12 protein-coding genes are annotated in these 14,672 nt (G+C 38.7%); 10 read left to right on the top strand and 2 right to left on the bottom strand.

Annotated elements, in window-relative coordinates; translation table 11 throughout:
• The first annotated feature begins 247 nt into the window (after window positions 1-247).
• The 4 genes from GAB14E_RS09355 (at window position 248) to GAB14E_RS09340 (ending at window position 3,981) form a co-directional block, all read left to right on the top strand.
• Complete coding sequence (locus GAB14E_RS09355; protein WP_033082788.1) at window positions 248-958, top strand: DUF4386 domain-containing protein; 711 nt, start codon at window positions 248-250, stop codon at window positions 956-958.
• An 84-nt stretch (window positions 959-1,042) separates the two neighbouring features.
• Window positions 1,043-1,642, top strand: coding sequence for a hypothetical protein (locus tag GAB14E_RS09350; protein ID WP_033082789.1), 600 nt, complete (start codon window positions 1,043-1,045; stop codon window positions 1,640-1,642).
• Window positions 1,643-1,814: 172 nt separating this feature from the next.
• Window positions 1,815-2,906 (top strand): helix-turn-helix domain-containing protein, encoded by a 1,092-nt coding sequence (locus tag GAB14E_RS09345; protein ID WP_231562053.1) that lies wholly within the window; start codon window positions 1,815-1,817, stop codon window positions 2,904-2,906.
• A gap of 226 nt (window positions 2,907-3,132) precedes the next feature.
• Window positions 3,133-3,981: a PEP-CTERM sorting domain-containing protein gene (locus tag GAB14E_RS09340; protein ID WP_033082791.1), complete on the top strand. Its 849-nt coding sequence runs from the start codon at window positions 3,133-3,135 to the stop codon at window positions 3,979-3,981.
• Between the two features lie 159 nt (window positions 3,982-4,140).
• Here GAB14E_RS09340 and GAB14E_RS09335 read toward each other — a convergent pair whose 3' ends face one another.
• Window positions 4,141-4,761: a dioxygenase family protein gene (locus GAB14E_RS09335; RefSeq protein WP_033082792.1), complete on the bottom strand. Its 621-nt coding sequence runs from the start codon at window positions 4,759-4,761 to the stop codon at window positions 4,141-4,143.
• Between the two features lie 95 nt (window positions 4,762-4,856).
• Window positions 4,857-5,540 carry a hypothetical protein gene (locus tag GAB14E_RS09330; protein ID WP_197061214.1) on the bottom strand — a complete coding sequence of 228 codons (684 nt, stop codon included), beginning with the start codon at window positions 5,538-5,540 and terminating at the stop codon, window positions 4,857-4,859.
• A 295-nt stretch (window positions 5,541-5,835) separates the two neighbouring features.
• On the opposite strand from GAB14E_RS09330, the gene GAB14E_RS09325 reads away from it, so the two are divergent.
• From GAB14E_RS09325 to GAB14E_RS09300, 6 genes are all read left to right on the top strand, one after another.
• Window positions 5,836-6,189 carry a hypothetical protein gene (locus GAB14E_RS09325; protein WP_033082793.1) on the top strand — a complete coding sequence of 118 codons (354 nt, stop codon included), beginning with the start codon at window positions 5,836-5,838 and terminating at the stop codon, window positions 6,187-6,189.
• A 509-nt stretch (window positions 6,190-6,698) separates the two neighbouring features.
• Window positions 6,699-7,367, top strand: a complete 669-nt coding sequence (locus GAB14E_RS09320) for an OmpA family protein (protein WP_033082794.1) — start codon at window positions 6,699-6,701, stop codon at window positions 7,365-7,367.
• 354 nt (window positions 7,368-7,721) lie between these two features.
• Window positions 7,722-8,480 carry a substrate-binding periplasmic protein gene (locus tag GAB14E_RS09315; protein WP_033082795.1) on the top strand — a complete coding sequence of 253 codons (759 nt, stop codon included), beginning with the start codon at window positions 7,722-7,724 and terminating at the stop codon, window positions 8,478-8,480.
• A gap of 531 nt (window positions 8,481-9,011) precedes the next feature.
• A complete protein-coding gene (locus GAB14E_RS09310; protein ID WP_052093766.1) occupies window positions 9,012-12,170 on the top strand; it encodes an efflux RND transporter permease subunit in 3,159 nt (1,052 codons plus the stop codon).
• Window positions 12,171-12,190: 20 nt separating this feature from the next.
• Entirely contained in the window at window positions 12,191-13,306 is a 1,116-nt protein-coding gene (locus GAB14E_RS09305) for an efflux RND transporter periplasmic adaptor subunit (RefSeq protein WP_052093758.1), read from the top strand.
• A 186-nt stretch (window positions 13,307-13,492) separates the two neighbouring features.
• On the top strand, window positions 13,493-14,572 hold the full coding sequence (locus tag GAB14E_RS09300) for a tetratricopeptide repeat protein (RefSeq protein ID WP_033082796.1): 1,080 nt from the start codon (window positions 13,493-13,495) through the stop codon (window positions 14,570-14,572).
• Window positions 14,573-14,672 lie beyond the last annotated feature (100 nt).

The raw sequence follows: 14,672 nt of genomic DNA on the forward strand, positions 1-14,672 counted from the left end.
TCCTCAATTCCTTCAATCAACTCACTAAACATAATAATCGAGGGGGCAGAACCCTGATTTACTGTGTCTGAAAAAACAACAGATTTCACACTGACAACCTTAAAACGTACTAAATAAGCAATTATTTGCAAGATAATTGCAAAAATACGTTCGAATAGGCCCATTTAAACGACAACACACCTAAATTGGGGCATTTTTCATATCAAAACCTAGCACTTAAAGCTTAAAAATTAAAAAGAGGAATGTTATGACCAATACATTATCTAATGTGAAAACCAATTATACCTATGTGGCAGGGATAACCTATGTGCTCATTATTGTACTGGCCCTGATCCCTAGTGCTATTTTTGATCTGGGGTCGATATTAAAAGCAAAAAATGCAGCCGATAACATTATAGGGCATGAGGGTATTATCAGAATTGGTATTGCGATCGAGTTGTTAATGTTTATCTTGGTTATGGTACTTTCTTGGGCGCTTTATATTATTTTAAAGCCCGTGAATAAAAACCTCGCATTATTCGGGTTAATCTTTAGGTTCTCAGAAGCCGTTTTAGGCTGCGTTGTTATTATGTTTTATTTAACGATATTGATGCTGTTAAGCGGCGCTGAATATTTACAAGTGTTTCAACCAGAACAATTACAGGCGTTAGCGAGATTTTTTGGCAAATTAGGTGGCGTTGGTTATTACATCCTGTTGATCACAATGGGTATTGGCGGTGTTGCTTATTGCTACTTGTTTTATATTTCGAGTTATATTCCGCGAGTTTTATCCGCTTGGGGAGTGATTACCTATTCAACGATGGTGGTGTATGGCTTCGTCAATATCATTTTACATAATCCTCCAGCAGAATTGGCTTACGCTATGGCTCCAGGGGCATTATTTGAGGTAACAATTGGCCTTTGGTTAGCTTTTAAGGGCATATCAGAAAACCAGAACCAAACGGCCTCAATAGAGTAGGCTGAACTCAATCCAGTCAAACCCAAGCCAGTATATGAATAATGAACAACCATTAGATAGGGAAGTTAAAGGGAAGATTTAATAATGCGCATACGTAACTTTAGCCGATGGGATTCTCGTTTTTTCATTATTGCAGGGTGTTTTATGTTGATAAACACTGCACTTTTGTGGATTCGTTATGACTCAAATTATCAGCTATCCATTTTATGGACTGCAATACCTGCGATTATTGGCTTAGCGTCGGCTGTGTTTGGATTAATTAAGCTTTATCCACGAGCCTCAGCTAACGCTCCGCTGGTGGCCAAAAGTGGCGCTGGTTTTGCGTTATTGGCAGCTACTTCACTGAGCTTAGCTGCGATATGGATTTTTGCTGTTGCCGTGTTTGATGAGGGAATACCAGATCCTGCTCCTCAAGGGCTTCTTGGGTTAATAGCAATATTTATGATAGCGATGGTACTGGCGTTTTTTAGCAATGCTATTGCGTTTTTTCGACATAGTGGCCAACGACAAGTTGGTTACTTGTTAACTGTGCCTCTAGCCATGTGGGTTATGATGTTGGCGGTAGGAGCAATAAAAGGGTTGGAGGTAGGTCTATCACTTGACTATTACGCTAACGGGCTTATTGCCGCTGCCTTTTTAGCGTTAGGGTTTACCCTTAGAATAAGCAGAAGTGCGGATAGTTAAGTGTTTATTTATGCAACCCCTGCTTTATGTAGATCTTAAATATGCATATCTTACGGTTTGTGGATTCAGGTGACATTTAACTTTATAATTACTGAATGGCATAATAATCTTTTTCTCTGGTAGCAAAATGGTCAACCTTTTACCCACAGTTTTATATTCCTGTATGTTGGGAATGACAATATCTGCTTTATTCGATGTTTTTAAAAGACCAAAGCAAAGACAAAACGTTTTCCTTAAAGGTCTATTGTTGTTATTGCTAATACATTTGTCGGGTGAGCTTTTTATCTATTCAGGGGCATATGTCTATGCGCCAGCCCTAGCTGGTGCACAACTTCCTTTTAGAGTTTTGCTTGGCCCAGCCCTCTATTTCTATGCTCATGCAACTATGTCGCCAGACAAAAAAATAGATAAACGGATATGGGCATTGGCTTTATCCGGACCTATTCTAGTTTTGTTGGTTATGCTGCCTTTTATTTTTATGATTAGTCCCGCGGAGAAACTGGCTCTAGCTAACCCACTAACTAGAGACCCAGAGCTATGGAAAATAGCCGTGTTTACTTGTTTATCCGCGACCTTTGTATTTATTTTATTCACCGTTTTATTCTTAGTAATGGCCTTAAAACTCCATAACTCCCACCGTCAGCAACTCATGGAACGCTTTTCTGAAATAGAGCAACGTTCATTAGGTTGGTTTAGAACGGTATTGGTCATTTGGGGAGTTGTTTGGTTAATGTATGCAGTCGAGTTTTCCCTGGGTGCATTGGGTTGGTTTTGGTTTGGCTCAGGAGTATTGCTGCCAATTCTAGAGGTTTTTGCGCTGGCTATTTTTATACAGCAGGCATTAAGTCAAAAAGTGCTTAATGAATCTGAGAAAGGTTTGCCTCGTTCCAGTCAGACTAGAGCTGCTTTACTTAGTGCTGATAAAATGCAATTGATTGCAGTAAAGCTGGAACGTGCAATGATCGACGATAAGTTATTCTTGCAAGATAACTTATCGCTAAACAAGCTATCTGAATCTATCTCTGAAACTGAAAACCACATTTCAGAAACACTCTCTCAATTTTTACACACCAAATTTTTTCAGTTTGTTAATAGCTTTCGAGTCGAAGAAGCGAAGAAGGCTTTACAGGATAGCGACAAGTTAATCACTAGTATTGCCTTTGACGTTGGTTTCAATTCTAAATCGACATTCAATACAGCGTTTAAAAAAATAGTTGGTTATAGCCCTACAGCATACCGAAATTCACTACTCGACAATAAATAACCTGAACTATGCCGGTTGATTACCCCTTCTTTTAGTGTCGGCTTACTTAACACTTCTATCCGTTATAATTGTTAATACCGTAACAAGTAATTGTTTTAGTTGATTTATGCTTAATTGGTTCGATAATTGCTTATGGCCAGCCATAAGCACTTTAGTCAAGTTGATGCTAAATACTGTGACAGTTGTGCATTACTAGAAAACAATTTTAGATCGAATAGGAAAGATAATGGGAATTTTTACCAAGGCTATCGTGATAGCAGGTTTTAGTGCGATGGCTTCTTTGGTTTCGGCAACGCCGATTGATTTGGGCGCGGCGGGTAGTTACACCTTACTGAGCGCGGGTGAGCAGTTTCCCGTCGGCGGCACTATGGTACTGGGCTCTGAAGCTCAAATTTGGGGTGATGTCGGTGCGCGTAATTACTTGAGTACTGCCCCAGGCGTGAAAATACACGGTAATCTGCATGGTGGTTATATAAATGCATCGCCGGGGCTGGTTGTAGATGGCGAGACGCGAGAACTAAGTGATCCCGAGTGGGATGTGATTTTTGCAGATCTTGAAGCTGCGGTTTTTAGTGCAGCTAGTCTCGGTGGTAGCCTTCTTTCCTCTGTGAATAGCACTCAGGTACTGACTGCGTCTGGCTCCGGGCTGGATGCCTTTATCATTGATGGAGATATCCATTTGGCTGGCGGCGACACCCTTACTTTAAGTGGCTCTGCTACTGATGAGTTTGTAATTAATATCACCGGTAACTTTTTTCTGGGTGGCGGATCTGCAATTCAGCTAGATGGTGTGTTGTCATCTAATGTATTATTCAACTTCCTCGATGTAGGCTGTACCGCCAATGTGGCTGCGGGCTCTTTTGTCGGGACGTACATTTCTTCTGGGTGTAATTGGATTCTTGGTGACGGTTTAATCTTAGCGGAAACCCAAATCCTGGTTGGTAATATCCCAACGGCTAACTTGCAAGATGTTATTGGTGTGCCAGTAACTGTTTCTGTTCCTGAACCCTCATCCATCTTGCTGATGCTATTGTCTCTATTTGGTATGGCTCTGGTTCGTAAGAATACCGCGTAACAAAGTATTATGAGTTAGCTCTAGCGCTTGTTTCTTCTATGGCGCTATTTAACTAACCAAAAGTAATTTGATGATTTATGTTTTCACTGAGTAGGGCACTTAGGGGATTGAAAAAGGGATTGAAGCTGTCGTTCCCTTTTTCGTGTGGTCGTCCTTTATTCAGACAACCACATTGATAGTCGTCTCAATTAGCTTGTTATTTTGGGTAAAAACCATGGAAACAGCTTTGGCTTGTTTAGCTGACATCCTGCGATAAAGACCGTCAGCACTGTTATTTTTATCACCGGCAATATAAAACTGTGTGGTTAACAGCTCACGCTCGCCATTAAGTACTTTGACGTGAATATGAGGAGCACGTCCCGGATATACCGTTGGCTTGATGGTTTTAAAACGGTAGTTACCATTTTTGTCCGTTATATCATGCCCGAATCCTTGAAAGCCATTGTCGTAGACAACATCCTGTGCATCACCAGAGTGTAAATACTTGCCATTAACATCGCATTGCCAAATCTCTATTCGGTGACCAGCCAGAGGTTTACCTTGCTTAGACATCACCTTACCTTTGAGCTGTATAATTTCACCGCCAGCCTTTTTAACCGCTCCGGAGACTTTAATAAGGTCGTTATCAACATCAGCAAAACGCATTGATGGGCTGGGATAAAAAGGCCCTTCAGTTGTCCGTGGAGTCAATACTTCGGACATTGCATTCCGTGAATAGACAGATAAGCCAGCTAAGGTAATAAAGCCTTTTAATAAACCTCTACGTGTTAGTAATTTCATTTAATAGTCCCTTGGTAAATAATTAGTTTATGGTTGTTATTAGTTTATTGCCGTTTAATTAATCGATAGACTTTCAGGTTTCATATGCACAGCAGTTACTTATCAAAGGAAAGCTTAGTGGAAGAAAGCTTAGAAAAAGCAAACTTAGCCCAAGTAGCGCTATCGGTTTCTACTGCTTTTTCAGGGTAATAGAATGCTGTAGAGCCCTCATTTTGATTAATACCACTTACGCCAATCATCATCTTCCAAGTATCACCAGGAAACTTCTTACGAAGAATTTGCATTTCTCGATGAGAACCCTTCAAAAACTTGGGTTTCAAGCCATCCTCTGCTTCTACTCTGCCCGCATAAGGTACCCAAAAGCCACTCCAATGCTTTAGATTCCAGCGGTCAGGTTTACTCCATTCTTTGCCGTTGAATATTCGTTCTCCTAATTGAGCAGAGGCATGAAGTCTATGCAGGTAACCCGTGTTAGCGTGCTCTACATAGATATCAATGACAGCGTAATCTTCGGCTTTGCCTTTGGCGCATACGTATAATGAGTGGTTATCATGCATGAGATAAACGGCAGATTGTGCTGGCAGTTCGAATTTTATTGCTGACTGCCATTCGTCTTTGTCACAACGACCATCGAATAGCGGCGCTTTATTGGTCGCGTTTATGGTGATAACTTCGGACGCGTTAGCTTGTGTAGCAACGAGTGATAAAGCGATGGTGGATATAGCAATGGCCGATAAAACAATACCTGATATAAAAGTTTTGGACAGTTTATGCAGCATGTTTTCTTTTCCCTTTTCCCTTTTCCTTGGAACTTGGCGGTTGTTATTTAATCAGATAATAAAGGGAATCGGTGGGGTTCCAATGGATTATCGGTGAGTGGTGCTTTATTTACGTTCAAGTGCAAATTCAGCGTCTCCACTATGAAGACTAATTCTTTATTAACAGAACTATCTGACTTTAGCTGTGTTCATATCAATAATTGTTTGTTATTTTAACGTAAGATATCATCAGATTGCTTTACTTGATTATGTCGCTAAGCAACTAAAAAACAAATTAAATTGGGAGAGATAAACAATGGTAAACATGTTAATTGCATATCAACTTAATGACGGTGATGTTATTGAAATTAATCATCCAGAAGAGTTTGAATTTAGAGATTTAGATGGCAATAGTTTAGGTAATGCTGAAATTATTAAGCGTCATAATAATGATTTAATATTGGCTGAAGCTGCATTTGTAATCTCAGCCGAACATGAGAAAGTTATAATACCAAGCGATGCAGCATTCATGGAATCAGAGGCAGGAGTAAAACAACCATTTGATTTTAATGGTCTGGTAAAACTCTGTGGTTTTTCTTCTGTTAAATATAAATTTGATAGGCAAGGTGATGAGAGTACTGATTGGGTTATCGCTTATCCTCAGGACTAATCACCTGATGTAGTTGAAAATTTAAGTAACCAGAACTCTGGATAAGCAGCACTTGCTCAATATTCCCCTTTATCCGATTCTCAGCGTTAAAACGTAGATAAATAACCCGTTATTCATAAACGTTTTGCCTTGATAATCGAATAAATTGAAACATTGACAGAGTCTATCGCTACTTAATTTTGTTGTTAACAACCTAAGTTGTTGTTTTTACTTAAACATCAAATACTCATTATCCAGAGTTCAGGTTAATTAGCTTAAATTATATACATTGCAACATCTTGCTCTAGTGATTGTTCCGGGGAAACTTGAACCTCATAGATATTAAGTATAAAATTCTCCAGCTTTAGATTTTTACGTTTTCGTAAAATTTTCAAACCCGACGACTAATCGGGTTTTTTTGTGTCTTTAATTCATATTCCAAAGCAGTAGTCACAATAACCTCATACAGTAATTTATTAATAGCCATCGCTTCTTTGAAGTCGTTATAAGGCTAATACAGGAAACTCCTCATGAAAAAAATAATCACTATCGCTTCAGCCGTATTGTTGTTACAAGCTTGTACAACATTTGACCCTTACACAGGTGAAAGTAAAACCTCCAAAACGGCTATAGGAGCAGCTACGGGGGCCAGCTTAGCTGCCGTTGTTGCTTATATTGCTAATAAAGATGAAGACAGCAATACTCGCAATAAACGTATTTTGGCTGCAGGGGCAGGTGGTGCAGCTATTGGTGGTGGTATTGGTTTTTATATGGACGCTCAAGAAGCTAAATTACGTAAGAAACTACGAGATAGTGGTGTAAGTATTCAGCGAGAGGGTGACAAGATAAACCTGATAATGCCGGGCAATATTATCTTTGCTACGAATAGCGCTAACATTAACAGTAACTTTACTGATGTGTTAAGTTCTGTTGCTTTAGTACTTGAAGAATATAATCAAACACTTATTGTAGTTTCTGGTCATACCGATTCTATCGGCTCTGCTCAACACAACCAAAAATTATCTGAAGAACGCGCTGGCGGCGTCGTTCAATACCTACGTGGACAAAAAATTCTTAGTGATCGTTTCGAGATAGTAGGCTTTGGCGAAGAGCAACCTGTAGCAAACAATAATACAGCTGGTGGGCGCGAGCTTAACCGCCGTGTTGAAATTACACTATTACCTGTTCTTGAGTCATAAAAGTAAACTAACTATCCAGAGTTCAGGTTAACTAAGATACCCACAGCTGACATGTAACAGTTAACTGTGGGTAATGACGTTTGTTCGAATTTTAATAAGTATTTTTGGTGGTATGACATCCAAAAAACTAGTCAGACTGCCGCTTTCATGGACGACACTATTAGATCAAAATTTCGATACTAACTAGATAATACAACTCAAGTCTAATTGCCATAGCTAGCATAATTTAAACCCGAAAAAATACTTTTAAATAGTCATTTAGGTGGGTATATTAAAAGATCAGATGGATGATGTATTCTATTCAGAGCTGACGACTATAATTAGCTGAATAGTTTTAAAAAAAGAGTGATGAATATGCCAAGTATTAGCGCCGTGGTGAAACAAGTCTTCATCGTTTGGTTGCTTTTACCATTTATTTTAACTGCTTTTAGCGTTCATGCCGTCGACTCAATAAAAGTAAATACCTACACCGACTATCCGCCATACCTCTATTACCAAGCAGGACAACAAACTGGTTTGTACATGGGTATTGTTGATCTTACTTTTAAAGCTATAAATCAACCTTACTCAGTAAAAATATTGCCTTTTAAGCGTGGGATTTACCAGGCTGAGCTAGGCGATGGGATTATGATCGCGGTATTAAAAACAGCTCAACGTATGCAAACTCTGGATTTTTCCGAGCCATATTATCAGGAAAGAATATCTGTATATTCCAATCAACAAAAACAGCCTCTGATAAAGACTGTAGATAAATTATCGGGGTTAAATATTGGTACATTGTTAGGGTGGAGTTACGGCGCTAAATTTGATCAAGCTAAGGCCAATAACCGGTTTTTTACTCATGATAGTAAACTTGAAACCAACTTTTATTTGTTAGCGAAAGGCAGGTTAGACGCGGTGATTCATTCTGAGTTGTCCGCAGCTTATGTGCTAGATAAACTTGGACTTAAAGATAAAATATTTCTAGTCTCTAAACCTTTGGCACTAGGTAATATTCATCTAGCAGTAAAAAAAGGCACTCATAAAGAGTTACTTGTTAGGATTAATAAAAAGTTAAGTGAGCCAGAGCACATCAAAGCAATAAACCTGCTTATTAAAAACTACCAAGAATAGTTAAGCCTGGAGTAAATTTTCTCCCCGAAAATTAGAGTGATTTGTCGCGGTATTACCTAGCCTTTTGTGTATGCTGCTACGCCAAACAACGCACAGCATTGATATTGTTCACAGTGAATAGTTAAACCCTCCCTATTTGTAACGTTTTATTTCAATGTTACATTTCGTCGCAAAATAAATGTATCTTATCTACTTTTTCTTAAATCTCGGTATTTTTATGTTAATAATGCTGTAGATTTTACAATTAATTATTATACCAATTACACTAATAAATTGATCAACTTAGAGTTACATTAGCGAGCTTAGAACAAGAAAAATTACTTAAACATAGTTATTCTATATTTCTTTAATTTTTAGCCGTTATTGGCTCGCTAATAAACTCCCGAAGGGCGAGTTTAAAAGGCTTACATGTGTCGTTATTGATTTCGATAAGGGAATAACCATTCTCTTCAATCAATGCCTTACCTTTAAGCCTTTTAATTATCGCTAAGTGGTTAATTAATTAATGTATTTGGTATTATTTGGATGGAAATGAACTTAACCCGTGCCGCTTTAAAAAATCCCGCAGCTGTTATTGTCATTGTTGTGTTAGTGATGGTGTTTGGTTTAATGAGTGTTTTTAAACTACCGATTCAATTGACACCTGATATTGAACAGCCACAAATTAATATTTCTACCGGTTGGCCAAGTGCAGCCCCTTCAGAAATGGAATCGGTAATCATAGAGCCGATTGAAAATGTGGTTAAAAATACCCAAGGTGTAACTAAGGTTACTACCAATATTCAACGGGGCTTTGGCAATATAACACTCACCTTTGATGTGGGTGCGGATATGCAAAAAGCCATGCTTGATGTGATTAATAATCTTAATCAAGCGCCCCCCATTCCCCTTGATGCTATGGATCCTATCGTGTCTGCTGGTGGTGGTAGAGGTGGCCCAAATACCGCTTCTCTAATGATTAAAACATTACCAAGTAATCCAGCACAAGACTTAGGGCAATATCAAAAACTCATTGAGGATGTTGTTCGTCCTAGATTTTCTCGTATTCCAGGTATGGGACAAGTTAATTTACAAAGTCATCGCCCTAGAGAGTTAAGAATAACTTTTGATCCACTGCGCACAGCCTCATTAGGTTTATCACTGTCAGATATCAGCTCAACTATTTCACGAGCCAATGATGTTTCTGCAGGTGTTGCTAATGTGGGTAGACGACAGTACACAGTGCGATTTTCAGGGCAGTACGATATCACTAACCTAACTGAAATGATTATCGGCTACAGCGGTGATCGTCCTATCTACTTAAAAGATGTCGCTACGGTTGAAAACACCTTGGTGGATCGCTTTGGTTTTAATATGCGCAACGGGCAACCGTCGTATTATTTCACCTTGAAACGCCAAAACGATGCCAATACGGTAGCGCTACTTGATGAAATTAATGTTGCCATTAAAGAGCTTAATGATGGACCAATGAAAGAGGCTGGTTTAGTTATTGAACTCAGCTTTGATGCTTCAGTGCATATTCGTAATGCCTTGAAACTAGTACAGAATAATCTTGGTTTAGGCATAGTATTAGCGTTAATCATTCTTTGGTTATTTCTACGGGGTTGGAAAAGTATTTTCATCATTGCGGTAACCATTCCAATCTCGTTAATGGTGGCTTTTGTTGCCCTTGGCATATTTGATCGCAGTTTAAATGTTATTTCATTAGCAGGATTGGCTTTTTCAGTTGGTTTAGTGTTAGATGCCGCTATCATAGTGCAAGAAAATATAGTTCGGCTACGTGGTTTGGGCATGGATGGAAAAAAAGCCGTTATGCGTGGTGCTTTGCAAGTTACTGGTGCCTTATTTGCCTCTACCGCCACCAGTGTTGCCATATTTTTACCTATTTTATTTATGGCGGGTATCGAAGGTCAGTTATTTTCTGATTTAGCCCTGACACTATCTATCGCAGTAATCGCCTCACTGGTTACGGCGATTACTATTTTGCCTATCGCCAGTCAGTATTGGCTTAAATCCCAAAATGATGTTGATCCCTTCGCACATTATTGGGAAAAATTAACCCGTTTAGTTATGCGTCTAACCAATAATCAAACTAAACGAATTAGTTGGATTTCTTTGTTATTGGGCGGTTCTCTTTTAGTTATCACGCTATTGATACCCAAAACTGACTTTATGCCCCGTGCACCGATCGATGGCTTCTTTTTCAGTTTAAATATGCCACCAGGGGGTAATGTTGATTTTATTGAAAAAGAAATGGCATCGTTAGTTAAAGAAAGGTTAGCTCCTTATCTGTCCGGAGAGAAGTTACCGAAAATAAAAAGTTATAACTTTTACTCTTTTGGCTCAGGAGCCACAGGCGGATTTATTTATTCAGCCGACCCCACACGTGTTGAAGAATTGATGGACGTTATTCGAACTGATGTTTTAGGCGGACTACCTGATACCCAAGCTTTCTTGTTTAGAGGCTCAATGATTAACGTATCAGGCGGTGGCAATGGTCGAACTGTAGAGTTGAACGTACAAGGCCCTGATATTGAAAGCTTAATGTCAGTGGCACAAGTAGGCATTGATGCGATTAATGAAGCAATGCCGGGTACTACGGCATTTCCAAATCCGGGATTAAGTTTATCTGAGCCTGAATTAAAGCTCGTACCTAATGATCAACGTATAACCCAAGCGGGTTTAACACGTCATGATGTAGCTAATGCCATTCGTGCCTATACCAGTGGTTTATTTATTGGCGAATATTTTGATGGTAATGACAGAGTCAATGTTATTTTACGCGGTGAGCAATGGCATACACCAGATGAACTAGCGGCTTTGCCTATCCATTCTCCTCTAGCCGGTATTCAAACCATAGGGGAATTAACATCTATTTCAAGAACAGCAGGGCCAACAAGCTTAAGGCGTGTTGACGGTAAAAGAACCATCAGTATTCAAATTTCTCCACCAGCTACCATGTCGTTGGAAGAGGCGTTAGCTTTAATTAATGAAAAAGTTATTCCTAAAATGAATGCGCAATTACCTCTTGCAGCATCCATTCAACTGAGCGGTAATGCCAATAAAATGTCCGCGGCAATTAACGATATGATCAAAAACTTTGCCTTGGCATTAGTTATTCTCTTTTTGTTAATGACGGCACTATTTAAATCACCTAAAGACAGTTTATTGGTACTACTGGTGATGCCATTAGCGGTTGCTGGCGGTGTTGTTGGTTTAAATTTATTGAATTTAGTTACTTATCAGTCGTTAGATTTATTAACCATGATTGGTTTTATTATTTTACTTGGTTTAGTGGTAAACAATGCCATTTTAATTGTTGATCAAACGAGACAGGCTGAAAGGGAAGGTTTATCAAGAAGTGATGCAGTCGCTCAAGCTATTCGTATTCGCGCCAGACCTGTTTATATGAGCACATTAACGAGTTTGTTTGGCATGTTGCCATTAATGGTAATGCCTGGTGTTGGTAGTGAAATATACCGAGGCCTTGCTACGGTAATTGTTGGCGGCATGTTCATCAGTGCCATTTTCACCTTAGTGTTATTTCCAAGCCTATTAAGGTTGGGTGAAAAAACACTGAATGATAAAAAGAATAACGATAAAAGCACTCAAAGCACAGAAAAGACCAACGTTGAAGATTTACACGTTGCAGCACAAGCAAAGCCATCATTACCAGCCAAAATTGGCTGAAGGGTGGTTAGGAGAAAACTATGTTAAAGACAATTATGTTTAAAAATAATATGTTGAAAAAAATCACTTTGAAAAATACCTTTAAAAATATTTATAAAAAGAGTGTAATCACTTCAGTTGCCTGCGCACTTTTGGCAAGTCAGCTATCTTATGCAGCCGATGCGCCGCCAAGCCCTGTGGAAATAGATACGGTGACTGAAATGTCGCTAGCCGCTACTGCCGATTTAATGGGCACAGTGCATAGTCGCTCCTATGTGAATATTACCGCCAGTGTTAATGGTCGATTAGAATGGTTGCAAGAGCCTGGTGTGATGGTCGCAAAAGGTGATGTGTTGGCTAAAATGGATTTATTGCCATTACAGTTAAAGCAAGCGGAGCAAAAAGCACAGATTAAACGCGCAAGCATTAACTCACAGTATTTCAATAACGAATTAAAGCGTTTACAGAAACTAAAAAAAACCAATTCAACTTCGCAGTTTCAATTAGACCAAACTAAATCACAGTTTGAATTAGCACAAGCTGATAGTGAGATAGCGAATTTAAAATTACAACAAATTGAAGATCAATTACAAAGAGCAACTGTAAAAGCGCCTTTTGATGGCGTAGTAACCGAGCGTGTTGTGCGTGCAGGTACGGATATTAGTCGTAGTGATGTTTTATTAAAACTGCTCGATACAGAGCATTTAGAAGTACGCTTATATGTTCCAGTGAAATATTTAGCTTATGTTCGTAAAGGTCTTGAGCTGAATTTACAAGCTATAGGGCAAAAAATATCTACCAAAGTGACTACTGTGATCCCTAGCACAGACCCTCGCTCTCAAACATTTGAAGTAAGAATACAGATACCTGAACATTTAAATGAGTTTTGGACCGCAGGTCAATTAGTAAAAGTTACTTTGCCAATTCAAGGTGCACATCCTAGTTTAACTATTCACCGAGATGCGTTAATTTTACGTAAAGATGGCACTTTTGTTGTTAAAATTGATGATGAAAATAAAGCACACCGCTTGTTAGTAAAAGTAGGTAAAGGCACCGTTGATAGAGTAACTATCCAAGGTGAACTGAAAAATGGTGACAAAGTTGCTATTCGTGGCGCTGAAAGATTGAAAGAGGGGCAAAGTGTTATTGTTCAATAAGGCTAATATTCATTTTTATCAAGCCACCTATATAATCTGTGGTGGTTAGTCATTGTCATGGATGGTATTTAGAATTAAGTATCGTTAAACTACGAAGTTGTTAGTACAAAGTTCTTGTCTATTTTATAAACGAATGTTATAAAAACAGCATCAATAAAAATGTATTAATAAACAATAGGTTTGATAATGGACTATCGAGAGTCGACAGTGAGTTTAGGCATAACGGACAAATTACTTTGCCCTTGCTGCGGTAGCCAACAACATCGTGTTAATTCAGTAATTACTTATAGTTTTTACTTTTTTGAATACTTGCCTATTTTTCCAGTAAAGCGGGATACAAAAGTACAATGTTTACAATGCCAAAACCTTGCCGAGGTTACTAATAACAACTCGGATCGAAAACTCGTTTTCTCTGATTTCAGTTTGGCATTTTTCAACAAGCTACGTTTGCTTAGTACTTTTACTGGCAGCATTATCATCATCCTGCTGCTAAGTTATTACTTTTCAGAAGAACAAGAAAAACACCGTCAGAGCCAAGCATATATCGAAGCACCTAAAGTTAACGATTTTTATTATCTAGACTATCGAGCAGCTTCAGGGGACCGACGTCCAAACCACAAATATCGTATTGCTAAAATTGTAGATATTACCGGTGGCACTGTATCTCTTACTTATGGTAATTACTTCTATCCATTAAAAAGGTCTTTGAGCGATGGCGTTCGATTTGGCCACAGTAGAAATTTTGATTATTTCGAAAAGCAACGGCAGAATTTTTCGCTTGAGGAATTAGATAACTTGTTTGAACAAGGTTTTATCTACCGAGTAATGCGGCCAGAACTTTTTTCAATTGGTAGAAATAAAGCGGTTTATATGATTGATGGCAATGCTGTGACTAACACTACCTTACTGAAAGAAAAATGGTTTTATATTCCCGGCAAGCGCGAAAATACCCAAGGGGTGGCTTTCCTTAAAGCAAGTCATATTGAAAATAGCTTTGAGCAGGCTTTTACATTATTGAAACAATCGGCAGAATTAGGTTATGCACCAGGACAAACCAACTTGGCTGAACTGTATTTAACCTTCAAAGATATTGAAGGAGATGGAGATGTTGAAAATGCCGCTCATTGGTTATTTCAGGCTGCTTTGCAAGGTTATCAGCCAGCAATAGAAAAATACCGTGTGATCTGTCAATTAGAAGAAGCCTGCGATATTGAAGACTTTTATCGAGCGTTAAATGACGCTGGTACTAATCTTCGGATTAAATAAAAATAGTCTTTGCTAAGCTCAAACAATAAAGAGGGTGGGTGACAGCTAGCAATTATAGTGCTTTGTCACTCACCTCATTATTCTTATTTAAAAACAATAT

The sequence above is a fragment of the Colwellia psychrerythraea genome, assembly GCF_000764185.1.
Classification (GTDB): Bacteria; Pseudomonadota; Gammaproteobacteria; order Enterobacterales; family Alteromonadaceae; genus Colwellia; species Colwellia psychrerythraea_B.

Coding starts and splice junctions, on each gene's coding strand:
- GAB14E_RS09355 (WP_033082788.1), top strand. CDS start 248: ATGACCAATACATTATCTAATGTGAAAACCAATTATACCTATGTGGCA.
- GAB14E_RS09350 (WP_033082789.1), top strand. CDS start 1,043: ATGCGCATACGTAACTTTAGCCGATGGGATTCTCGTTTTTTCATTATT.
- GAB14E_RS09345 (WP_231562053.1), top strand. CDS start 1,815: ATGACAATATCTGCTTTATTCGATGTTTTTAAAAGACCAAAGCAAAGA.
- GAB14E_RS09340 (WP_033082791.1), top strand. CDS start 3,133: ATGGGAATTTTTACCAAGGCTATCGTGATAGCAGGTTTTAGTGCGATG.
- GAB14E_RS09335 (WP_033082792.1), bottom strand. CDS start 4,761: ATGAAATTACTAACACGTAGAGGTTTATTAAAAGGCTTTATTACCTTA.
- GAB14E_RS09330 (WP_197061214.1), bottom strand. CDS start 5,540: ATGCTGCATAAACTGTCCAAAACTTTTATATCAGGTATTGTTTTATCG.
- GAB14E_RS09325 (WP_033082793.1), top strand. CDS start 5,836: ATGGTAAACATGTTAATTGCATATCAACTTAATGACGGTGATGTTATT.
- GAB14E_RS09320 (WP_033082794.1), top strand. CDS start 6,699: ATGAAAAAAATAATCACTATCGCTTCAGCCGTATTGTTGTTACAAGCT.
- GAB14E_RS09315 (WP_033082795.1), top strand. CDS start 7,722: ATGCCAAGTATTAGCGCCGTGGTGAAACAAGTCTTCATCGTTTGGTTG.
- GAB14E_RS09310 (WP_052093766.1), top strand. CDS start 9,012: ATGAACTTAACCCGTGCCGCTTTAAAAAATCCCGCAGCTGTTATTGTC.
- GAB14E_RS09305 (WP_052093758.1), top strand. CDS start 12,191: ATGTTAAAGACAATTATGTTTAAAAATAATATGTTGAAAAAAATCACT.
- GAB14E_RS09300 (WP_033082796.1), top strand. CDS start 13,493: ATGGACTATCGAGAGTCGACAGTGAGTTTAGGCATAACGGACAAATTA.